The following is a 20,482-nucleotide window of genomic DNA, read 5'->3' on the forward strand; positions in this document are numbered from 1 at the left end:
CGGATCGTCCCTCACCGGTCCGACGAGAGAGCACGTCCGATTGTCAGGTCCACGACTCCCCCTGACGTTCCGCGGGGCCGCGTCGTCGTACTGCTCACAGACACCACCGGCCCGGAGAGCCCGGGCAGGACACCTCGGGAGACAGCGATGACCAGGATCGGAATACTCATCGGCAGCACCCGCCCCGGCCGCAAGGGCGACCAGGTCGCCCGGTGGGTCCACGAGCGGGCGACCCGCCGCGGCGACGCCGAATTCGAGGTGATCGACCTGCTCGACCACCCGCTGCCGCACCTGGACGAGCCGCTGCCCGCGCTCGCCGGGCGCTATCGGCACGGGCACACCCGGGCATGGGCGGACACCATCGCCCGCTTCGACGGATTCGTCATGGTCACCCCGGAGTACAACGCCTCCATCCCCGGCGTCCTCAAGAACGCCATCGACTACCTGTACGCGGAGTGGACCCACAAGGCCGTCGGGTTCGTCTCCTACGGAGGTGGGGGCGGCACCCGCGCGGCCCGGCAGCTGCGGACACTGTGCGAGCTGCTCCACATGGGTGCCGTGACCCCGCAGGTCTCGCTGTCCCTGCACACCGACTTCGAGGACCACGCGACACTCACCCCGGGCGCCCACCACGTCAGCGCCCTGGACACACTGCTGGACCACGTCGTCGCCCACAGCACGGAAGGACGGACAGCCACACCCACACAGCGCGAGACGGACGAAGCCGCCATCCGCCACCACATCGGCCGGATCGTCGACGCGATCCGGGCCAAGAACCTCGAGGGCCTGAGGCGGCTCTACTCCGCGGACGTCGTGTCCTTCGACATCGATCCGCCGCTCCAGCACGTGGGGATCGACGCGAAACTCAAGAACTGGGCGAACGTGTTCACGTTCTTCTGGGAGGTGACCTACGAGCTGCGCCACCTGATGCCCACAGTGGGCGAAGACGTGGCGTTCACGCACGCCTTCGGTCGCCTCAGCGGCACACTGCCCGACGGGACGGCAATGGGCGGCATGTGGGTCCGGGTCACCTTCTGCTTCCGGAAGATCGACGGCGATTGGCTGATCACGCACGACCAGGTCTCCGTGCCGCTGGACATGCCGGGCGGCAGGGGGGTCGTCGACCTCGAACCGTGACGCCCGGGCGGGCCCGTCGACTCCCGGGCTGGACCGCGGGCAACCGCGCGAGTGGCCAACAGGGCCGGGGCCTCGAGTTGCGGATCGGTGTGCTCATTCCCCCACGGTCGAGCGCCTGACGACCAGGGTTGGTGCGATCACAGCGGTGGGCTCGTCGGCGGACCCTCCGATCGCACGCTCCACCAGGCGCACGGACTCCCGCCCAAGTCGTCGCAGGTCGACGCGCAGCGTCGTCAGCGGCGGGTCCACCAGGTCTGCGACGTCCAGGCCGTCGAAGCCGACGATCGCGCAGTCTTCGGGTATGTGAAGCCCCGCGGCCATCACGGCACGGGCGGCTCCGATGCCGGTGATGTCGTTGTACGTCATGATCGCGGTGATGTCCGGGTGCTCGGCCAGGAGTCTGCGGGCGCCTTCGGCCCCGGCTTCCACGGTCGATTCCGCGGCTGTCCCGAGGGCGATATCGAACTCGGCGTCCACCAGGTCGAGGAGGGTCGCGGCGCGTGGACTCGGCTCGCCCGGTGCGGACTGCTTGCGCACGTCAAGGAACCCGATCCTCGAGTGGCCTGTTTTGCGCAGGTGTCCCAGCGCCAAGCGCATCCCGTGGCGGAAATCGACGTCTACGCGGGCGAATCGCGGGCCGGTGATCCTGTAGTCCTCTCCACCGAACAGGACGAACGGCATATGGCATTGCTCGGCCCGCACCAACGACTCCCGGTGCTCCAGGTACCCGACGAACGCGTCGGCCTGCCGCTGGATCGCCGCCAGAGCCGAGCGCTCGCCCTCGACCGTCGACCGGGTGTGGTGCACGACCACTGTCCACCCGAGTTCGGCTGCGGAATCCACCACACTGTCGGCGACTTGGGGAAAGTACGGGTTCCGTAGATGGGGAACCAGTAGCCCGAGGGTGATGCCGGCGCCCGACACCATGCCGCGCGCGAACCTGTTGGGGCGGTAGCCCAGCCGTTGCGCGGCGTCGAGGACCCGCGCGCGCGTTTCGGGGTCGATCTCGCCCTTGTCGTTGATCGCGCGCGAAACCGTCTGTCGGGAGACGCTCGCAGCGCGTGCGACGTCCTCGATGGTGACGCGCGAACCGCCGGACTTCCAGCCGTGGTTCTGCATGTGGCCGTCCCCTCGCCCGACCATTGCCGCGCATCGCCGAATCCGAATCGTGTGCGCGATTCTAGCCGTTTGCCGTGTCCGCCCTTCGTGCGCTGTCCGCGGCGCCCCGGCATCCGCGCTCCGCGGACGAAGTGGTGGAGCAGTCTCGAGGGTTGACAGTGAAAACCGGGTGCATGGAGACTCGTGAACGTTCACGTGACCGTTCACGTGAACGTTCACGGACCGCCCGGCAGCTCTCGACGGAGGTCCAGCTTGGTCGCGTCTGCCGCCGTGCCGCCGACGCGTCAGCCTGGCCTGCGGGTCGGTATGCGTCGTCGGGATTCTCTAAGGAGATCTATGCGCAGCAGTGTCATCGTGCCCGTGTTCCAATCCCGGAACGTGCTGGCTCTCTTCCTGGAGTCGATGCGGCAGACGGTCGAGCCGGATACCCAGTTAATCGTTGTCAACGACGGCTCCGGTACGGAAGTAGGCGAGCAGATCGAGGAGTTCGGCCGGGCGATCAAGGCGGAGCGGGCCCATGCGATCACAGTGACGACGCTCCACAACGAGAACCCGCGCGGTTGCGGACAGGCCTTGAACCAAGGCCTTGCCCTCGCGGAGGGCGATCACATCTTCTTCGTCGACTCGGATCTGATCCTGGAACCGGGTTGGCAGTCCGGAATGCTGCGGACGCTGAGCGACAACCCCGACGCGGGCATGACCGCGGGCGTGCTGCTGTACCCGCAGACCGGCGGCGTGCAGCACTGCGGCATCTCGTTCGGAGAGACCCTCGGCAGACACCTCTACCTCAACGCCAGGCCTGCCGCTCTGCCGCAGGACCCGTACACCGTCCCGATGGCCGCATTCGCGCTCTTCGCCATGACCCGGCAAGTCCGGGACGAGGTGGGCCTGCTGGACGAGCGCTACTTCAACGGCTATGAGGACTTCGACTACCAGATGCGGGCGCGGCGGCTCGGCTACCGCACGATGATCGACCCGAGGGTCACCTCGTACCACTGGGAGCGGCGCAACGGGGTGCACCGCGACGGAAATCGGAAGAACAACCTCGCGCGGTTCTGGAAATCCTGGGGCGCGCAGATCGACAACGACATCACCCCTCGGCTCCTCGCCGGCCTCGCGGACCGTATCGTGGACGTGCGCGACCGCCTGTTACTCGACCTCGCGGAAACGCGCACGGACGCCGACGACTTCTGGCGAGCGCTTGCCGACGCATCGGGGATCGACCGGCACGACATCCTGGACTACTCGACGCGCGTCGACGGCGGGAGCCCCATCCTGCTTCCGCAAATGCTGCCGAGAGAACTCCTCACCGAGCCGCGGCCGATGCTGATCCTGGTCGAGAACTTCGTGCGGTTGCTGGACAACGGCATGTGGTTGACCCAGCGCCTGGAGACGCAGTCGGCGGACGTCGTCGTCGACCTGTACGGCAACGTGCAGAGTCTGGCGGACCTGACCGCCGGCTGCTGGCCGGGAGCGAGGGTTCGGTGACGGCCACGCCAGGAGGCCCCGCTTCGCATACGCGCAGTCTCGCGTGGCTCGCCGAGGTCGAGAATGTTGTGCCGGCCGGGTGCAGCACGCTGGCCAAGACACCGCACCGACTGCTGCCGGGGCGCGGTGCGATCGCAGCGGCGTACGCGAAGGATGCCGAGTTCACGGATGTCGACGGCCGCACCTGGCTGGACTGCGAGATGGCCATGGGCACGGTGACATGGGGGCACCGGCGTCCCGAGGTCGAGGAAGCCGTGATCACGCAACTGCGTCGCGGTACCTCGTTTTCCGTCGCTGATCCGCTCGAACTGACCTTGGCGCAAAGGCTCCTGGCCCGGCTCGGGGTGTTCGAGTCGGTCAAATTCGCCAAGAGTGGTGCCGACGCGGTGAGCGGCGCGGTGCGCATGGCCCGAGCGGCGACCGGACGAGACCTCGTGGTTGCGACGGAGTACCACGGTTGGCACGACTGGGCCGCGTCGGCGCATTATGCCCAGGGCCCCGGGGAACTCGGCATCCCCCGCTCCGTGGCGGCGCTGACCCTGGTCGGCAGACCAGGTGACATCGAGCGCGTGGTCGACCTGGTGCGCGGATCCCAGGGCCTCCCCGCAGCCGTGGTCTTGTGTCCGAACCGCTGGTCTGCGGGCGATCTGCGGACCATTGCCGAGGAAGCCCGGTCCCGGGGCGTTGTGGTTGTCTTCGACGAGGTCACCTGCGGAATGCGCATGGGCCCTCGGGGCGCGTGCGGCGAAGCCGATGTCTGGCCGGATCTGTTGTGCATATCCAAGGGCATGGCCAACGGCCTGCCGCTCGCTGCCGTCCTCGGCGACCGCCACCTGGTCATGCGTGCCGCGGAAGTCCGCATGAGCAACGCCCATTCCAGCGAGTCGCTCGCGTTCGCGGCCGCCCTGGCCTGTGAGGACCTGCTGGAACAGGCGCCGGAATGGCCGTCGTGGCGGGCCCGGGCCACCACGATGATGGCCGACTGGCGCTCCCGCATCGCCGAACTGGGACTGGTCGGCAGAGTCGAAGTCCGCGGCGACTACTCCAGCTTCTCGCTCGGTACCCCCGGGGCGTCGGACTTCTGGACAGACCCGGTCCGCTCGCACCTGATGACCGCGCTCGCCGACCAACAGATCTTCACCAAGGGCTACTTCGTCTTCTCGGACCGACACACACCAGCGCATTTCGACGACGTGGAGCGGTCCGTCGTCGCGGCGCTGGCCACCTACCGGCAATACGACGGAACGGAGCACTGCTGATGCGGGCACTTGTCTACGCGGGCAAAGGACGGATGGACCTCGTCGATGTCGAGGAACCGCGTCTGACCGCTTCCCACCAAGCCAAGGTGCGGATCGCCATGACCGGCATTTGCGGCACCGACCACAAAATCCTCGCGGGCAAGCTCGATGTCGCGGACGTGGGCACCGTGCTCGGCCACGAAGGAGTGGGCACTGTGGTCGAAGTGGGCGACGCTGTGACCCACCTGAAAGTCGGCGACCGCGTCGTCGTCAATCCCACGCAGTCCTGCGGGACATGCCGCAACTGCCGGCTGGGCGCCTACTGCTACTGCTTCAACTTCGACGACCACCAGGTGGGCTTCACGCTTGCGGGCACGTTCGCCGAGTACTACGTCGGCAGTGCGCAGTACCTGTATCCGATACCCGAAGGCATGAGTTGGCGGGTGGCAAGCCTGATCGAACCGCTGGGATGTTCGCTGAACAGCGTCCTCAAGTCGAACCTGCGCCCGCACGAATCCGCGCTGGTGATCGGGTCCGGCGCGATCGGGCTGCTGTGCCAGACGATCACCCGCAGGCTGTGCCGGCTCACCGTGGCCACGGAACCCAACGCGTTCCGCCGCGACTTCGCCGCCGGCGTCGCCAACCACGCGCTCCATCCCGCCGACCTCACCCCGGAGACGGTTGCGGAGCTTACCGGCGGCAGGAAGTTCGACGTGGTGATCGACGCGGTCGGCAACCAACTGGCCACGGCGCTGGAGGTCGTCGCAAAGGGCGGCCGGGTGGTGCCGATGGGCTATGACGACACCTACCGCGTCGAGGTGGCACCCACGCGGCTCATCGACGACGGGCTGAGCATCGTCGCAGCCGTCCCCGTGCACGACGCGATCGGCCCGGCGTTGGACTTCGCCGCGGATACTCCGGCCTTGGCGGACATGGTGACCACCGAGGTCGGCATGCCCGACTTCCGCCAGGCCTTCGAAGCCACCATGGGTGTCGACCTCGCCACCGGGCGGGCGGTCGAGGTGAAGGCCGTCAAGGCCGTGATCCGGTCGTGACCCGCCGGGGTTTCGTCGGGGACCTCGACCGCAATGCGCGGTACTGCATCTACACAGAGCCGTTCTGGGCAATCTTCGGTACGGCCGCGCTGTACTACGCGACTCTGTACATGGAGAGCGTCGGCCTGAGCACCGTCGCCATCGGCGCCATTCTCTCTGCCAACCTGTACGTCGCGTTCATGTTCCAGCTCGTCGCAGGCGCCCTGACCGACCGGATGGGGCGACGCCGGGCCACCTTCTGGTTCGACGTCACCTCCTGGGTCGTCCCGATGTTCGTCTGGGCGTTCAGCCACAACACCTGGATGTTCCTCGTCGGCTACCTGCTCAACGCCTCCTCCAAGATCGTCAACGTGTCGTTCTGGCTCCTGGCGACGGAGGACAGCCGGGAGGAGGACCGGCCGCGTATCTTCGCGGCCATCAAAGTGGTGATCATGTTCGCGGGGCTGCTGGTTCCCGTCGTCGGGCTCTTCATGGACCGGTACGGCACAGTGCCGACGCTGCGAGTCCTGTTCTTCGTCGGCGGACTTGCCATGCTCCTGCACAACTTGCTCCGCCATCGGTACACCGTCGAGACGCGGGCCGGCTCCGAGGCGATGGAACGGCACGCGGACACCAGGCTGCTGCGCAGCGTGCTCGACGGGGGGAAGCTGCTGCGGGCGGCGGGCCGACACGCCGCGCTGCGCCGTCTGATCCTGATGTACGTGTCGAGTTTCGTCGCCTGTCAACTCAACATCTTCCTGGCCGTGTACCTTTCCAAGAACTTGGGGTACGGACACCTCGTAGTCGGCGCGGTCCCGGCTGTGGGGGCGCTTGCCGCGCTGTTCTGCTACACCGTCGTCATGCCGCGGGCGTCCGGGAGGATCCCGGCAGCCGCAATGGTGCGTTGGTCACTCGTCACCAGCTGCGCCGGCTGGGCGCTGTTCCTGCTGCTGGGCCGGGGCGAGATCGTGCTGCTGTGCGTGTGCGCCGTGCTTACCTCGGCAGGACCCTTCCTGGTCGAGTCCTACCGGGATGCCATCGTCGTGAGCTGCGTCCACACGGGCGAACGCGCCGCGTTCTTCGCCGCGGTGCAGACGTTCACCGCCGTGGTGTCCATCCCGACCGGCTACCTCGCAGCGGTCGTCTTCGACGTGCGGCCGCTGCTGCTGTTCGCAGCGATCGCTGCGCTCTACGCCTTCGCCGCAGCGTGTTCATTCGGCCGATCCGCGTCGTACCGGACGGACATCCGGCTCGTTCCCCGCAGCGATTCCTCGGACACGGTGGGGACTTCATGAGTAGGCGACGCAAGGCGCTGGTACTTGATTTCGACGGCCTGGTCGCCGACACGGAAGTACTGTGGCTCGCGGTACTGCGCCGGCTCTACCGGACGTACTTCCAGGAATTGCCGTACGCCTCCGTCGTCGAGTCCGTCGGCGGAACGCTGCACGACTTCGATCCGTTCACGGACCTGTCCGCCCGGTGCGGGAGCGTGGACGCGAGCGAGTTGGAAGAGCAGGCGGAACGCCTTTTCAGAGCGTGGATGGCATACGAGGCGCCGCTGCCCGGTGTGCGGCGTCTGATCGCCGAGGCACAGTTGCGCGCCGTGCCGCTCGCCATCGCGTCCAGTTCCCGCGAGGCATCCGTGGTCCCCTACCTGGACCAGTTCGGGCTGCGCGATGCCTTTTCCGTGGTGGTCACCGCGGACGATGTCGTACGTGTCAAGCCGGCACCGGATCTGTACCTCCTGGCTGCGCGGCGGCTCGGGACGGAACCCGAGCACATCGTGGCCTTCGAAGATTCCGGGCGTGGGGTGCGGGCGGCCAAGGCCGCCGGCGCCCTGTGTGTCGCGGTGCCGCACGTGCTGACCCGTTCGCACGACTTCGACGCCGCGGACATCCGGCTCGACTCGCTGGCACTGTGCGATCTGGAGGACCTGTTGAGCCACGACCCCAGTGAGGTGCGCCGATGAATCCCGAGGCCGTCCGGCTGCCAGGGCTGCCGTTTCCGTTGACTGCCGGCGGCCCGGACGGAGCGCGGTGGAGGACGGTTCCGGACGGCACACTCGAAATCGTCGCCGCCGAAAAGAGCGACTTGTTCATCGACCCGACCGCCGGGCCCGGGCAACCGCCCTCTGCCCTGACCAGGCTCACCGGAGCCGTCGCCGGGCCGTTCCAGCTGAGCGCCCGTGTTCGCGTCGATTTCCAGCACACCTTCGACGCCGGCGTACTGGTGGTGTGGGCCGACGAGACGACCTGGCTGAAGCTGTGCTTCGAGTTCTCGCCCGCGGGCCGGGGAAGCGTCGTCTCGGTCGTGACACGCGGGGCGTCCGACGACGCGAACTCCTGGGACGTAGCAGGGGATGCCGTATACCTGCGCGTTTCCCGTATGACCCACGCGTTCGCCCTGCACAGCTCGGCCGACGGCCGGACGTGGCACCTGGTACGCGTATGCAGCCTGGGAACACCGATCGACATGCCGGTCGAGGTCGGATTCCTCGCGCAGTCACCGAACGGCCCCGGATGCCGGACGACCTTTGCGGACGTGACGTTCACACCCGACGAGGCGGTCGATATCAGGAACAACAGCTGACCCTGTCGGCGCCACCGCAACCGCCTCGACCATCCGCCGCAGGGCCGGGTGCGCCGCTGATACCGCTCGGTCAGCCCTTCGACCTGCTCGACGAACGTCGTCTTCACACAGTCCGGGTTCTCGCCGTACAACCGACGCACCGACAACTCGGCAACAAGCCCTCCACCTCGATGACACACATCACCAGCCTGCCCCCGACGACCGTGCCACGTCATCGGAGTCCCAACCGGCCGTCAGGGGGCGGGGGTCCGTCGTGGTGTCGCACCAGTCGGCGAACCGGACGAAGTTGTCCTCGAGCGCACCGATCCCCGCGTTCATCCAGTCCCACGGGCCGCGCAGGTTCTGGTGATCCATGTTGCCGTCGCCGACCAGGGCGCGCACCCGACGGGGGAACGTCTGGGCGTAGAGCTGGATCGCCAACGTTCCGTAGGAGTACGGTCGGGCGTCGACGGGCGAACCCCTGGATGTCTCCCACCAGGGTGCCGACGTCGCGCTTGTCGAGAAAGTCTGCCGCGCGGCGCCCGCTGTCTGCCGCCTGGGTGACGAGGCTGCGAGCCGGGGAGTCGCCGGGGGCGTTCTTCGCCATCCCGGCCAGGTCGTCCACTGGATGGGCGCCACTATTCCCGCCCCCACCGCGCGACCAGCCATGGCCGGCCTGCTGGAGATCGACCCCGCCCATCCGTCGCCGGAGTAGGCCCTGGTGGATGCTGCTCGCTACGACGGCGCCGTTTCGGACTCCCTCTGGAGTGCGATGGATCCCGTCAAGGCACTGGACGACGTGGAAGGGCCGGCGGACCGACGCGGCTTCCCTTGGTCGGCCCACACACCGGCCGGGCGTCGGCGTCCAAGCGCCGACCCCACGCAAGCACCGTCACCGGCCACGCCGTCCGGTCGACCCCGGGCGACCCGTACCGCGAGGCCGCAACGGCGTCGGCACCCCCGAACGGGCGCCGCAGGCAACCAAGACATCCTCCGAAGCCGCCCACGCGTGACCGCCGTCGAAGCGGGTGACCGCAGGTGAGTCCGACGCACGGGCTCCTCCACGGCGTGAAGCGTGTCGGGCGGGAGAAATCGGGCAGCGGTCCACCGTCACACCGACGTCATCGAGGAAGGTTGGCCGCGTGTCCCAGATCGAGGAATCCATCGAAGTGGACGTTCCCGTCACCGTCGCCTACAACCAGTGGACGCAGTTCGAGGACTTCCCCCAATTCATGGACGGCGTCGAACGCATCGAGCAGCGCACCCCCACGCTCACCCACTGGACCACCAACGTCCACGGCGTCAAACGCGAGTTCGACGCCGCCGTCACCGAGCAGATCCCCGACGAACGCGTGGCCTGGACCACCGTCGAGGGCGAGGTGCACCAAGCCGGCGTGGTCACCTTCCACCGCTTGGGAGACACCCACACCAAGATCATGCTGCAACTCGACCACGACCCCCACGGCATCGCCGACACCGTCGGCGACAAACTCGGATTCGTCCGCCGTCAGGCCAAGGGCGACCTCGAACGCTTCAAGACGTTCATCGAATCCCGAGGCACCGCGACCGGCGCCTGGCGGGGCGAAGTCTGACCGATCGACCCGAGAACCCCACGACGGCGGGACCGGCACCCATCGCCCCGGCGAGAGGTGCCGGCCCCGCCGTCGAACCACGCCCGGACGAGGGCACGGTCGCCAAGCGGTGCCATGCCGCCGCCACCGGGAATCGACGGCGCCCGGGTTCCCGGCCCCGGCCCCCGCCCGGAACGGGCCTCGCGAGCGCCGTGTGGCCCGCGAGACCTCGTCTACGTAGGCTGGCGGGATGTCGGTAATCGGTCGAAAAAGGGCACGACCCCTGGCTGGGCGCGTCGCCGTCGTAACCGGGGCCGGGCGCGGCTTGGGCGCGGCCGTGGCCGTTGGACTGGCGGAACGTGGCGCGGTCGTGGCGCTGCTCGGGCACAACGCGCGGTCCCTGGAGCGCGTCGCGCGGTCCCTGCCGGGGCGAGCCGACTGGTGGGAGGTCGATGTCACCGATGATGCGGCGATGCACCGCACCGCCGCACAGGTGCGCGAGCGGTTGGGTGCGCCGTCGGTGGTCGTCGCCAACGCCGGAGTGGCCGAGGGTGGGCCGTTCGCCGAGTCCGACCCCGCGACCTGGCGGCGTGTGATCGAGGTGAATCTGATCGGCAGCTCGATCACCGCCAGGGCGTTCCTGCCCGACCTGCTCGCCTCCCGGGGCTACTACCTGCAGATCGCATCCCTGGCGGCCATGGGCGCCTCGCCCATGATGACCGCTTACTGCGCGTCCAAGGCCGGTGTCGAATCGTTCGCCCACGCCCTGGGAGCGGAACTCGCCCACGAGGGCGTCGGAGTGGGCGTCGCCTACCTGAACTGGACCGACACCGACATGATCCGAGACGCCGACCAGCACCCGGTCCTGCGGGAGTTGCGCGCGCACATGCCCCGGCCGGCCCGCAAGGTCTACCCGGTGCGCACCGTCGCCTCCAGGATGGTGCGAGCCGTGGAACGACGCTCCTGCGCGGTCTACGCCCCCGCATGGCTCAGGGCACTGCAGCCGGTCCGCGCCGCCCTGCCGCCGTTGGTCACCCGCCTGGCCCGCACCGAACTTCCGCGCCTCGCCGCGCACCACACGTTCGACGCGACCGGACTGCTCGGAGCCGGCGGCCGCGACGACACAGCCCCCGGCACGCAGGACCGGTACCGGTAGCGCTTCGTCGAGGGGACCGGGGTGGGGGGCCTGGGCAAACGCTTGGAACCGAGGGCGGCCGGGGGCCGGCGGGGTGGCGGGCCGATGACTGGGCTTGGGGGTGCCGTGTCCGGGCGGATGCGGTTCTCGGGGCCCGGATTCGGCGATATGCCGTGGCAGCGCGCGAGAACCCACCGACGAACATCGCAACCAGGCCGCCGGCGGCCGGGCCGGCGCCGAGAACGCGGCTGGTCCCGACCGGGGGCCGGTCAGGCGACGAAGATGCGGAACGGATACCCAGAGGGGTCCGCGAACACATACAGCGGTTCGTCGGGGTCGTCGGGGTCGTCAGGCAGGAACCGCGTCCCGAGACTGCACGCGCTCACGCTGCGTATGCAGATCGGTCGTGCCCGGGACGGCGAGATCCAGGTGCATCGGCATCAGGGCGTCGTGCCGAGGCCACGTCGTCCGCGTCAGGTGGTCGACGCGTCGAAAGGCGAGCTTGTTCGTTCCGTCGGCATCGCGCAGGACGAGCCCGTCGGCGTCGTCGGACGCCCCTCCACGGGGGGTTCGTCGCCGGGTCGAAAGGACAGTCCAAGCAGTAGGCGGTAGAACTCCACCAGAATTCTCGGTTCGGTGGTGTCCAGGACCGTCTGCACGAGCCGCGGATGGTCGTCCATGGCGGCCTCGGACCCGAGCCCCATCAGGAATGTCAAAATCGGCATGCGGGCCGCCAAGACGGAAACTCGTCAGGCATGACACACGCACCGCGGCCGGGACACGAGGACGACCACAACCGTGACGACGCCGAAGGCCGCCCCGAGGACGTGGGCCCGTCCGAGCAGGTCGAGGAACGCGCACCCGATCAGCCGAGCGAGTTGCCCAAGCGGGCCTGGCTCGCGGTGCTGCGCGGCACGGTCAAGGAGTTCAAGGACGACGAACTCGCCGACCGGGCCGCGGCCCTGACCTACTACGGCGTACTGGCACTGTTCCCCGCCCTGCTGGTGTTGGTCTCCCTGTTGGGTATCGCCGGCGAATCGACCACCGACCGGGTGCTGGACAACCTGAACAAGTGGGCCCCCGGCTCGGCACGCGATGTGATCACCGACGCGGTGCGCCAGTTGCAGAACAACGGTGGCTTGGGCTCGCTCCTGGCGGTGGTGGGCCTGGTGGTCGCCGTGTGGTCCGCCTCCAGCTATGTCGCCGCGTTCATCCGGGCCTCCAACGCCGTCTACGACATGCCCGAGGGCCGGCCGGTGTGGAAGGTCCTCCCGCTGCGCCTCGGCCTGACCGTCGTGCTGATGATTCTCGCCTGCGCCAGTGCGCTGATCGTGGTATTCACCGGTTCCCTGGCGCGACAGGTGGGCACCGCACTGGGTATCGGCGACGGCGCGCTGACGGCGTGGTCGATCGCGAAGTGGCCGGTCCTGGTCCTGCTGGTAACGATCATGGTCGCGATCCTGTACTGGGCCGCGCCCAACGCCGAGGGCCGCGGCTTCAGATGGATCACCCCCGGCAGCTTCCTCGCCCTGGCGATCTGGATGCTCGCCTCCGCCGGCTTCGCCTTCTACGTCGCGAACTTCGCCTCCTACAACAAGACCTACGGAACACTCGCGGGAGTGATCATCTTTCTGGTGTGGTTGTGGATCACCAACCTCGCCGTCCTGCTCGGGCTCGAGTTCGACGCCGAACTCGCCCGCCGACGCGCCATCGCCGGCGGCCTCCCCGAGGACGAGGAGCCCTACGTCCGGCCGAGGGACACCCGCAAGTGGAGTGCGAAAGACCACCGCCGACTGAATGATTCGTCCTGAGCCCACGGGGGACCGCGACCGAAACGCGGATGCGCGTGAGGCGCCCGAACGCGGCCGTCGCGGCCGTGCGCGGCGGCGGCCCCGAAGCGCTCATGGGCCTGCTTGTCACCGAGACGACCGCGGCCCCGCAATCCCACCGATGGCAAGCGGCAACCCATCGGGGCTACGCACGCACACACCTTCCTCGGCCGACGGTACCTCGAGACCGCCCGTCGACATCGATCACGAAGCGATCGAGCGCTCGACGTGCCCGGCGGGGGCGATCAACAGCCGATGACGCGGGTGATCGCCAGACGGTCGGCGCGCAGCGCGGCGCGGGCGGCGTTCGCGCCGCAGGCCCCGTGCACACCGCCTCCGGGGTGAGCGGATGCGGAGGCCAGATACAGCCGGCGGACCGGCGTGCGCGATCCGCCCGTGCCTGGGACGGGCCGGAAGACCAACTGCTGGTGCAGCGCGGCGGATCCGCCATTGAGGGCGCCGCCGACCAGGCTCTCGTTCGCCGCCTCCAGGGCGAGCGGGGACATGATCCGGCGCGCGGTGATCCTTGCGCGAAATCCCGGCGCGAAGGACTCGACCCGCGCTTCGAGGCGATCGGCGTACGCTTCCGTCTCCGCGAGATCCCAGCGTCCGGTGAGGCGGCCGTCGAGGTCCTCGGTGACGTGCCTGGGAACGTGTGTGTAGGCCCAGGCGGATTCCGTTCCGGCCGGGGAACGGGTGGGGTCCGTCGTGGTCATCTGTCCCAGCAGCAGGAACGCGCGGGCGGGCAGTCTGCCCGAGGCCACCTGTACGGCGTAGTCGGAGAGTTCCGCGAGGTCGCCGGACAGATGTACGGTGCCGGCTTCGGACGCCGCGTCCGCCGTCCATGGGATCGGCCCGTTGAGGGCCCAGTCGACCTTGAACGTCCCCGGGTCCCAGGCGAACCGGCGCAGGTCCTCGCGCAGCCGCGTGGGCAGGTCGTCCCACGAGACGAGCCCGCCGTACAGCGCCGGCGCCGGGACGTCGGCCAGCACTGCCCGGCGCGCCCGCACCGCCGCGCCGTCCGCCGTACGTACGCCCAGAGCCGCACCGCCGCGCACGACGACCGACGTCACCCGCGTGCCGCAGCGGACGTTGCCGCCCTTGGCGGTGAGGCGTCGGACCAGCGCGTCGGTCAACGTGCCCGCCCCGCCCACCGGCACGGGCCAACCGTACTGTTGGCCGAGCATGGCCAGGAGCCAGCCGTATGCCGCGCTCGGGGCGGCCTCCGGCAACAGATCCGCGTGCAGCGCGCAGCCGGCCAACAGCATCGTGGCGCCGACGTCGGAGAACTCCTCCTCGCCCAATCTGCGCACCGACAAGGCCATCATGCGCGCGAACCGCAGGCCGTCCGCCGGCCCGAGTCGCGCCGCGAGCGCCATCCCGGAACGAATCGGCGGGAAGGGAGTCAGAAGCGCGTTCACCAGATGCGGGTCCACGCGGTCCCACAGCGCCGACAGCCTGCGCCACCCCGCCCCGTCGTCGGTGCCGAAGTCCGCTGCCAGCCCTGTGGCCGTGGCATCGACGCCGCGCCGCAGGACGGCACATCGTCCGTCGGCGAGGGGGTGTGCCAGGACCGAAGGGGCGTGACTCCAACGAAGTCCGAACTCGTGCAGGTTCAGTGCGGCGATCGCGGGCGAGGCAATGGCAAGGGGGTGGAAGGAACTGAAGGTGTCGCTCACGAAGTCCGGATGCACCTCGCGATCGCTGTGCACCGCGCCGCCGGGGGCCTCCCGGGCTTCCAGCACCTCGACCCGCCATCCGCGATCCGCGAGGATGTTGGCCGCCACCAGCCCGTTCGGGCCGGCGCCGATGACGACCGCGTCGGCCTCGTCGGTCATCGGGGGCCGGCTTCGGGCGCCGGAGCGTACTCGCCCTCCGACGGTTCCTCGGCGACCCGGGCGAGGTTGCGGAGCATCCTGCGGTTGCGCAGGTGCAGAAGGAACTCGCCGGGTGGGCCGTGCAGACGCGCGGCCGGGCCCCGGAGCGGATGCTCGTCCACCAAAACCAGGGTGTCGGTGTCCCACGGCAGCAGTTCGATGCCGATGCGAGCCGTCCCCAACGGCGAAGCCACCGCCTCCAGCTCCAGGCGTCTGCCCGGTTCGCAGAGCCGGACGATGCACTCGTCCCGAAACGTGATCGGCCCGAACCCGATCGTGTACACCAGACGCGCCCCTTCGCCGGGCCAAGCGTCATCGGCGCTTTCGACGCGCTTGGTTCCCACGACCCACTCGGCATAGCGCCGCGCGTCCGCGAGTACGTCCCAAACCCGTTCGGCATTCGCGTTGATCAACTGCTGTCGTCGAGCCATGCGCGGCGACTACCCGAACCTGGCCGTCTCGTACCCGAAACGCTCGACGTACCTCTGCCCGTGCCGCGTCTGTGAATCGATCTTCGGGGCATACGGGTGCGCATGACCACATCGCAGACACCGATGGTGCCCTCCGTCGCGGCAGCCGGGCCCGGACTCAAGAAGACCTTGACGACGCCGTTGCTGTTCCTTTTCATTCTCGGCGATGTGCTCGGCGCGGGCGTGTACGTCCTGGTGGGCCAAGTCGCCGGCGAGGTCGGAGGGGCGGTGTGGGTGCCGCTGGTCGTCGCGTTGTGTCTCGCCCTGTTGACGGCGGGTTCGTACGCGGAGTTGGCCACGAAGTACCCGCGGGCGGGCGGTGCCTCGCACTACACGACCCTCGCGTACGGGCCGTTCGTGGGCTTCGTGATCGGGTTCTGCATGCTCGCGGCGGGCATCGTGTCGGTCGGCGCGTTGGCGCGGGCCTTCGGTGGCGACTACCTGACCGAGTTCGTCACGGCCCCCATCGCACTGGTGGCGGTGTTGTTCCTGATCGCCCTGGCCCTGCTCAACGCACGCGGCATCAGCGAGTCGATGCGGGCGAACTCCGTGGCGACACTGATCGAGGTGGGTGGCCTGATCCTGATCATCGGCCTGGGGGCCTGGGTGATGCTGCGCGGCGACGGCGACCCGTCGCGACTGACCGAGCTGGGCGTCCATGACAAGGGGCCGGCCGGCGCGGTGCTGAGCGGTTCGGTACTCGCGTACTACTCGTTCGTGGGGTTCGAGACCTCGGTCAACGTCGCGGAGGAGACCAGGAACCCTCGACGCTCCTACCCGCGCGCCCTCTTCGGGGCTCTGGTCGTGGCCGGCGTGATCTACGCGCTGGTCGGCATCGTCGCGAGCGCCGTCGTACCCACCGACCGGCTGGTGGCGTCCAGCGGCCCGCTGTTGGAAGTGGTCGAGATCGCCGGTGGCGTACCCGAGTGGCTGTTCAGCGCCATCGCTCTGGTCGCCGTCGCCAACGGCGCCCTGTTGACCGGCATCATGTCCTCGCGACTGACGTACGGCATGGCCCGGGACGGCCTGCTGCCGGCTTTCCTGGCCCGCGTCCTGCCGGGCCGCCGCACGCCGTGGACCGCGATCGCGACGACGACCGGACTGTCCCTGCTCCTGGCCCTCACCGGTGACGTCGCCACCCTCGCCTCGACCCTGGTCCTCCTGCTTCTGGTGGTCTTCCTCGCCGTCAACGTCGCGGTACTCGTGCTGCGCCGCAATCCCGGGGAGCACGAGCGGGAGCATTTCCGCGTCCCCACCGTCCTGCCGATCCTGGGCGCCGCGTCGTGCGTCCTGTTGTCCACCCGCGTCGAAGCCGACGTCTGGGCTCGTGGGCTGCCGCTGATCGGCGCCGGGATCGTGCTCGGCCTGCTCTCCGCCGTACGCCGCTCCCGGCAGCGCCCCGGCGAAAACGAAAGTCACACCAGTGGGCCCGTGGTCTGAACGCGCGTACACCAGAGCGCTCCGAGGTGACGAGGGATGCCGGAACACGGACCTTCTCCGGAACCGTGTCGGGCGCGTACCCATGACCGGGACCGGCAATATCACCGGGACCAAGGACGAGGACTACAACATCATCTGGCTCACCGAGGAATGATGCCTGAGCAACGCCCTACGCCTGCAGACCTACATCCAGGACGCCGAACGCGACGGCGACAACGAACTCGCCGAATTCTTCCGACGCGCCCAGGGCGAAACCCGCGAGGGCGCCGAACAGGCCAAGACACTCCTGCGCGCACGACTGGGCAATTGACCCCGGAACCCGAAGGCCGCCGATGCGTTCCCCCGGCGGGACGGTCCCAGGGGAAGACGCCGGCGACCGACCCGACCCAGTACGGCACGGATTCTCGACCCACACCACAACGACGGAGGCAGGGACAACGGTGACCGACGACGGCGAAGTCCGTGTGCGCGTGATCGACGACGGCCGGGCGCTGGTGACACTCCCCCGGGTGGTGGACGCGACGGTCGCCCACGGCGTGCGCCAAGCCCTCCTGCACGGCATCAACGCGCTGCCCGACCACGTCGTCGACGTCGACTTCGACCTCTCCGCAACTCTGCTCCTGGACGACGCCGGCACTGCGGCCATCGGCGCCGCCCGCCGCCACGCGTTGCTACTCGGACTACGCCCGGGGCACCCCACCGCGAAACACCACACGAGCCAGGCCCCGGTCGACCCCGGGGAAACACCGCTCCGGCGGTGAACGCCCGACGCCGTCGAGCATCGTGAACACCGCCGGGTCAGCCACGTGATCGCGTGAATGGGTGGCTGACCCCCGTGTTCTCCCCGCCGCCGTACAGTTCGCCCTCGGTGCCGACCGCGAGTTCCCCGCGTCGGCGATCACCACGCTCACCCGGCCGGACCGGCCGGACCGGCCGGACCGACCGGCTCGGCCACCGGCCGGTGCAGGTCGCGGTCGACCTCTCCGCCGTCCAGGACCGGCACCGAGGATCTGGTGCAACCGGGTCGTCTCGTCAAACCAGGGTGCGCCCGGCCGCGTGCCTTCGTGTCGTTGTCGGCCGTGCCGATCAAGTGGCTTGCCAATCCCGGATCAGGCCGTTTGCCGGTGAATGGAGAGCACGGCACTGAGTGCGGCGGCACCGTCGAGGAGGGCCTTGGATCGAGCAGTGATGCCGGCGTCCCTGGCAGCCAGCGCCGAGACGACATCCTCCGATCGGCGGGCGCGCCGCAGCTCCGGCATGAGGGCCCGCAGGGGCGTGATGCGGTATCCGGCCTTGCGCAGTTGGTGAACGATCCGCGCATCCTGCACCTGAGTCGGTGTGTATCGTCGCGATCCGCGCACGGGGTCGCGGTCCGGGATGACGAGAGCCTCCGCATGCCAGTGCCGCAACGTCGAAGGGCGCACACCGAGGGCGGCGGCGAGTTCGGAGACGCTCATCGAGTCCGACGCACGCACGTCTTCGATCGACTCGCTGGAGATCGCGTGGGCGGCCTCCTGAGCGCGCCTCAGTTCCGCGCGCTCTGCATCGAGCCGGGCGTGCGCCGTGTCGAGAAGGGCAAGCGCCTGCGAAGTGGGAAACCGGTGGAAGGCCCGAACGATCTTCTTGGCCTCGATCGGCCCCACGCCCGCGGCGAGGGCTCGGTAGGCCATTGCGGACTGCAGATGTACCTCCCCATAGATCCGGTAGCCCGCGGCGGTGCGCATCGCGGGCGGAAGTACACCGTCGTGCTCGAGATTGCGAACTTGCTGAACGGAGTACCCAACGCGTCGCGCGACATCAGCGGTACGCACGCATATCCCCTGATTTGAGACTTGGCATCCCGGCATCCCTCGATCTCGGCCTCAAAGTCTCCACAAGTACTTCAATGCAACGCTAGAGCACATGACCATCGACGAGATCATCAGCTTTGTGGGCGACCTCGACGGCGTCCTGATCATCAGGCCCGCACCCGGCGACGGCACGCCGGAAATCAGCTGGGGGGACACGTTCTTCTACTACGCACCCGACGGTGCCACTCCGACGAGGGCCCAACCGTTCGCGACTGTCGTGACCAAGGACTACCCCGGCGACGAGGCATCGCGTCTGGACCGGCTGGACACCTTCCGCGTGAATATTGCCGCCGGGAAGGAAGCGTTCATCCACTGGACCGGTCACGCAGCACACGAACCAGCCTCCGCCGAGGTCGACCCCAGTGCCACCGACACCGTGATCGCCCACCCCGTCTACGGCACCGCCGGCTGGCTGGCAGTGGTGAATCCGGGCGAGCGCACCGAAGCACCGACACGCGAGCTGCTGCGTGCGGCCCATCACCTCGCGCGCTCACGCCATGAGCGACGCGCCGACTCGACAACGCGATGAGGCTAGGAATCGAGCCGACGGTCGCCCACTTCGCGTGCCATCCGGTTTCCCCGGTCGGTGGCCGCCGGCCGTTGCCCGGTCTCCTGCGCGGCTGCGCTCTGGCCCGGTTGGAGCGGTTCCCGCCCTCGAGTGGCCGCGGCCTGGGATGCGGAGAGCTGCCGGGCCGGCGGGAAGCCCCTGGTCAACGCAATGTGCGGGCGATTGCACACGTCACGGGAGGCGGTCGTGGATCTCCGGAGCTGGGCCGCGGCGGCGGTGAGTCCGGGGGCCGCGCCTTGGATCGCCGCGGCTTGCTCCGTGCCGACGATCGCGCGGTGGTCACGACGACGCTCAGGCGGTCGGTGTGATTGCCCAGTTGATGGACACGTTGCCCGCCTATGGCGGTGAACTCCACGGTGTCGTGCGCCGCGCTCTTGCCCATCACGGGCTCGACGATCTCGGGTGTGATCAGCCGAAGGTCAGGCTGTGCCCGGTAGAGGGACCGTACCCTCCAAGGCACGGCGGGCGCTTGCCCTCGGGACGGAAACGCGGCCGCGTCGCGTTCGGCTTCCGAGGACATGGCATCGGCGCGCAGGATGTCGGGCACTCCCCGCCCGTACTGCCGGGCGATTTGATGGTGACGGACGATTTCCAGTTCGTGGAGCGTCACCCCGACGATGCCGAACATCACGGCGTCGGGCCCTCCGCCCTCCTTCTGAATGAGCGCCAGGGCATCGTCTGTTCGGCCGTGCTTTTCGCCTGTCGTGGTGAAGAACCGCGAATCCAGGACCACCCTGTTCCCCCGGACCTCGGCCAACGTGTTCGCCCCGGTGGGCATGTCGCACGAGAAGCCGTCGATCTCGACATCGTGATTGACCCGGGCGAAATGCACACTGCCCAGGGCGACCGGCCGCAGGTCGTCGGCGTGGACGGACAGCAAGTCCATTGCGGTGCCGCGCTGTCCGGCTCGCTGCAATGCCTGGTCCACCAATTCGAGGACGTCTTCCGTTGTCGTCGCACGGGCAAGGTTCCGTACGAACGGATCGTCGGGGCTCACGCCCCGCACGGCACGGCGGAGCGGAATGCTCGCCCGCTTACGTGCGTCCGCCACCGCTGCTCCTCATGTGCTCGTCTTCGAACCGGCCGCCCACCGGCCGAACGGCTGCGGGCTTACCCGGTCCGGCAACCGCGCATTTCGCTCACGCAGCCGAACGCGGC

At 69.0% G+C, this 20,482-nt stretch carries 20 protein-coding genes and 1 pseudogene; 14 read left to right on the forward strand and 7 right to left on the reverse strand.

The genetic code is table 11. From position 1 onward, the window contains the following. Positions 1 to 147 precede the first annotated feature (147 nt). The gene (locus tag ACIRL2_RS26640) at positions 148 to 1,137 is read left to right on the forward strand and encodes an NAD(P)H-dependent oxidoreductase (protein ID WP_402235024.1); all 990 of its coding nucleotides are present in this window, start codon (positions 148 to 150) and stop codon (positions 1,135 to 1,137) included. Positions 1,138 to 1,230: 93 nt separating this feature from the next. Here ACIRL2_RS26640 and ACIRL2_RS26645 read toward each other — a convergent pair whose 3' ends face one another. Then, a complete protein-coding gene (locus tag ACIRL2_RS26645; protein WP_395861645.1) occupies positions 1,231 to 2,475 on the reverse strand; it encodes a LacI family DNA-binding transcriptional regulator in 1,245 nt (414 codons plus the stop codon). Between the two features lie 117 nt (positions 2,476 to 2,592). Here ACIRL2_RS26645 and ACIRL2_RS26650 point away from each other — a divergent pair, with 117 nt between their 5' ends. Genes ACIRL2_RS26650 through ACIRL2_RS26675 form a run of 6 tightly spaced genes read left to right on the forward strand, consistent with a single transcriptional unit; the run spans position 2,593 to position 8,605 of the window. Beyond that, on the forward strand, positions 2,593 to 3,744 hold the full coding sequence (locus tag ACIRL2_RS26650; protein WP_402235028.1) for a glycosyltransferase family 2 protein: 1,152 nt from the start codon (positions 2,593 to 2,595) through the stop codon (positions 3,742 to 3,744). Continuing rightward, positions 3,741 to 5,003, forward strand: a complete 1,263-nt coding sequence (locus ACIRL2_RS26655) for an aminotransferase class III-fold pyridoxal phosphate-dependent enzyme (RefSeq protein ID WP_395861641.1) — start codon at positions 3,741 to 3,743, stop codon at positions 5,001 to 5,003. The genes ACIRL2_RS26650 and ACIRL2_RS26655 overlap by 4 nt, the downstream gene beginning before the upstream one ends. Further along, entirely contained in the window at positions 5,003 to 6,037 is a 1,035-nt protein-coding gene (locus ACIRL2_RS26660; protein ID WP_395861639.1) for a zinc-binding dehydrogenase, read from the forward strand. Before ACIRL2_RS26655 ends, ACIRL2_RS26660 begins: the two co-directional genes overlap by 1 nt. Then, a complete protein-coding gene (locus ACIRL2_RS26665) occupies positions 6,034 to 7,311 on the forward strand; it encodes an MFS transporter (protein WP_402235032.1) in 1,278 nt (425 codons plus the stop codon). The genes ACIRL2_RS26660 and ACIRL2_RS26665 overlap by 4 nt, the downstream gene beginning before the upstream one ends. After that, complete coding sequence (locus ACIRL2_RS26670; RefSeq protein ID WP_402235034.1) at positions 7,308 to 7,985, forward strand: HAD family hydrolase; 678 nt, start codon at positions 7,308 to 7,310, stop codon at positions 7,983 to 7,985. The genes ACIRL2_RS26665 and ACIRL2_RS26670 overlap by 4 nt, the downstream gene beginning before the upstream one ends. Next, positions 7,982 to 8,605 carry a DUF1349 domain-containing protein gene (locus ACIRL2_RS26675; protein WP_402235037.1) on the forward strand — a complete coding sequence of 208 codons (624 nt, stop codon included), beginning with the start codon at positions 7,982 to 7,984 and terminating at the stop codon, positions 8,603 to 8,605. The genes ACIRL2_RS26670 and ACIRL2_RS26675 overlap by 4 nt, the downstream gene beginning before the upstream one ends. A gap of 180 nt (positions 8,606 to 8,785) precedes the next feature. Here the strand turns inward: ACIRL2_RS26675 and ACIRL2_RS26680 are convergent, their stop codons facing one another. Continuing rightward, positions 8,786 to 9,025: a hypothetical protein gene (locus ACIRL2_RS26680; protein WP_395861632.1), complete on the reverse strand. Its 240-nt coding sequence runs from the start codon at positions 9,023 to 9,025 to the stop codon at positions 8,786 to 8,788. 701 nt (positions 9,026 to 9,726) lie between these two features. Between ACIRL2_RS26680 and ACIRL2_RS26685 the strand changes: the two genes are divergently transcribed. Both ACIRL2_RS26685 and ACIRL2_RS26690 read left to right on the forward strand, forming a co-directional pair. Beyond that, positions 9,727 to 10,176 (forward strand): SRPBCC family protein, encoded by a 450-nt coding sequence (locus tag ACIRL2_RS26685; RefSeq protein ID WP_402235040.1) that lies wholly within the window; start codon positions 9,727 to 9,729, stop codon positions 10,174 to 10,176. Positions 10,177 to 10,405: 229 nt separating this feature from the next. After that, positions 10,406 to 11,311, forward strand: coding sequence for an SDR family oxidoreductase (locus ACIRL2_RS26690; RefSeq protein ID WP_395861628.1), 906 nt, complete (start codon positions 10,406 to 10,408; stop codon positions 11,309 to 11,311). 452 nt (positions 11,312 to 11,763) lie between these two features. Here the strand turns inward: ACIRL2_RS26690 and ACIRL2_RS26695 are convergent, their stop codons facing one another. Beyond that, complete coding sequence (locus ACIRL2_RS26695; protein ID WP_402235044.1) at positions 11,764 to 12,027, reverse strand: hypothetical protein; 264 nt, start codon at positions 12,025 to 12,027, stop codon at positions 11,764 to 11,766. Between the two features lie 18 nt (positions 12,028 to 12,045). On the opposite strand from ACIRL2_RS26695, the gene ACIRL2_RS26700 reads away from it, so the two are divergent. After that, complete coding sequence (locus ACIRL2_RS26700; RefSeq protein WP_402235046.1) at positions 12,046 to 13,101, forward strand: YihY/virulence factor BrkB family protein; 1,056 nt, start codon at positions 12,046 to 12,048, stop codon at positions 13,099 to 13,101. A 263-nt stretch (positions 13,102 to 13,364) separates the two neighbouring features. Here the strand turns inward: ACIRL2_RS26700 and ACIRL2_RS26705 are convergent, their stop codons facing one another. Both ACIRL2_RS26705 and ACIRL2_RS26710 read right to left on the reverse strand, forming a co-directional pair. After that, the gene (locus tag ACIRL2_RS26705; protein WP_402235050.1) at positions 13,365 to 14,957 is read right to left on the reverse strand and encodes a phytoene desaturase family protein; all 1,593 of its coding nucleotides are present in this window, start codon (positions 14,955 to 14,957) and stop codon (positions 13,365 to 13,367) included. Then, complete coding sequence (locus ACIRL2_RS26710; RefSeq protein WP_395861621.1) at positions 14,954 to 15,427, reverse strand: SRPBCC family protein; 474 nt, start codon at positions 15,425 to 15,427, stop codon at positions 14,954 to 14,956. The genes ACIRL2_RS26705 and ACIRL2_RS26710 overlap by 4 nt, the downstream gene beginning before the upstream one ends. 102 nt (positions 15,428 to 15,529) lie before the next feature. On the opposite strand from ACIRL2_RS26710, the gene ACIRL2_RS26715 reads away from it, so the two are divergent. The 3 genes and pseudogenes from ACIRL2_RS26715 (at position 15,530) to ACIRL2_RS26725 (ending at position 17,667) form a co-directional block, all read left to right on the forward strand. Further along, positions 15,530 to 16,906 (forward strand): APC family permease, encoded by a 1,377-nt coding sequence (locus tag ACIRL2_RS26715; RefSeq protein WP_402235053.1) that lies wholly within the window; start codon positions 15,530 to 15,532, stop codon positions 16,904 to 16,906. Between the two features lie 82 nt (positions 16,907 to 16,988). Then, positions 16,989 to 17,216: pseudogene (locus ACIRL2_RS26720) on the forward strand (hypothetical protein). Positions 17,217 to 17,346: 130 nt separating this feature from the next. Beyond that, positions 17,347 to 17,667 carry a hypothetical protein gene (locus ACIRL2_RS26725; protein WP_395861618.1) on the forward strand — a complete coding sequence of 107 codons (321 nt, stop codon included), beginning with the start codon at positions 17,347 to 17,349 and terminating at the stop codon, positions 17,665 to 17,667. Between the two features lie 348 nt (positions 17,668 to 18,015). On the opposite strand, the gene ACIRL2_RS26730 is transcribed toward ACIRL2_RS26725, so the two are convergent. Then, positions 18,016 to 18,717 (reverse strand): MerR family transcriptional regulator, encoded by a 702-nt coding sequence (locus ACIRL2_RS26730; protein WP_395861616.1) that lies wholly within the window; start codon positions 18,715 to 18,717, stop codon positions 18,016 to 18,018. A gap of 91 nt (positions 18,718 to 18,808) precedes the next feature. Here ACIRL2_RS26730 and ACIRL2_RS26735 point away from each other — a divergent pair, with 91 nt between their 5' ends. After that, positions 18,809 to 19,285, forward strand: a complete 477-nt coding sequence (locus tag ACIRL2_RS26735) for a DUF6194 family protein (protein WP_395861614.1) — start codon at positions 18,809 to 18,811, stop codon at positions 19,283 to 19,285. Positions 19,286 to 19,466: 181 nt separating this feature from the next. Here the strand turns inward: ACIRL2_RS26735 and ACIRL2_RS26740 are convergent, their stop codons facing one another. Beyond that, positions 19,467 to 20,375, reverse strand: a complete 909-nt coding sequence (locus tag ACIRL2_RS26740) for a hypothetical protein (protein ID WP_402235056.1) — start codon at positions 20,373 to 20,375, stop codon at positions 19,467 to 19,469. Positions 20,376 to 20,482 lie beyond the last annotated feature (107 nt).

The organism is Embleya sp. NPDC127516 (assembly GCF_044765325.1).
In the GTDB taxonomy this organism is placed as follows: domain Bacteria; phylum Actinomycetota; class Actinomycetes; order Streptomycetales; family Streptomycetaceae; genus Embleya.

Bases quoted from the DNA above. Each gene is read 5' to 3' on its own strand.
- ACIRL2_RS26640 (WP_402235024.1), top strand. From the start codon at position 148: ATGACCAGGATCGGAATACTCATCGGCAGCACCCGCCCCGGCCGCAAG.
- ACIRL2_RS26650 (WP_402235028.1), top strand. From the start codon at position 2,593: ATGCGCAGCAGTGTCATCGTGCCCGTGTTCCAATCCCGGAACGTGCTG.
- ACIRL2_RS26660 (WP_395861639.1), top strand. From the start codon at position 5,003: ATGCGGGCACTTGTCTACGCGGGCAAAGGACGGATGGACCTCGTCGAT.
- ACIRL2_RS26670 (WP_402235034.1), top strand. From the start codon at position 7,308: ATGAGTAGGCGACGCAAGGCGCTGGTACTTGATTTCGACGGCCTGGTC.
- ACIRL2_RS26675 (WP_402235037.1), top strand. From the start codon at position 7,982: ATGAATCCCGAGGCCGTCCGGCTGCCAGGGCTGCCGTTTCCGTTGACT.
- ACIRL2_RS26690 (WP_395861628.1), top strand. From the start codon at position 10,406: ATGTCGGTAATCGGTCGAAAAAGGGCACGACCCCTGGCTGGGCGCGTC.
- ACIRL2_RS26700 (WP_402235046.1), top strand. From the start codon at position 12,046: ATGACACACGCACCGCGGCCGGGACACGAGGACGACCACAACCGTGAC.
- ACIRL2_RS26705 (WP_402235050.1), bottom strand. From the start codon at position 14,957: ATGACCGACGAGGCCGACGCGGTCGTCATCGGCGCCGGCCCGAACGGG.
- ACIRL2_RS26710 (WP_395861621.1), bottom strand. From the start codon at position 15,427: ATGGCTCGACGACAGCAGTTGATCAACGCGAATGCCGAACGGGTTTGG.
- ACIRL2_RS26715 (WP_402235053.1), top strand. From the start codon at position 15,530: ATGACCACATCGCAGACACCGATGGTGCCCTCCGTCGCGGCAGCCGGG.
- ACIRL2_RS26735 (WP_395861614.1), top strand. From the start codon at position 18,809: ATGACCATCGACGAGATCATCAGCTTTGTGGGCGACCTCGACGGCGTC.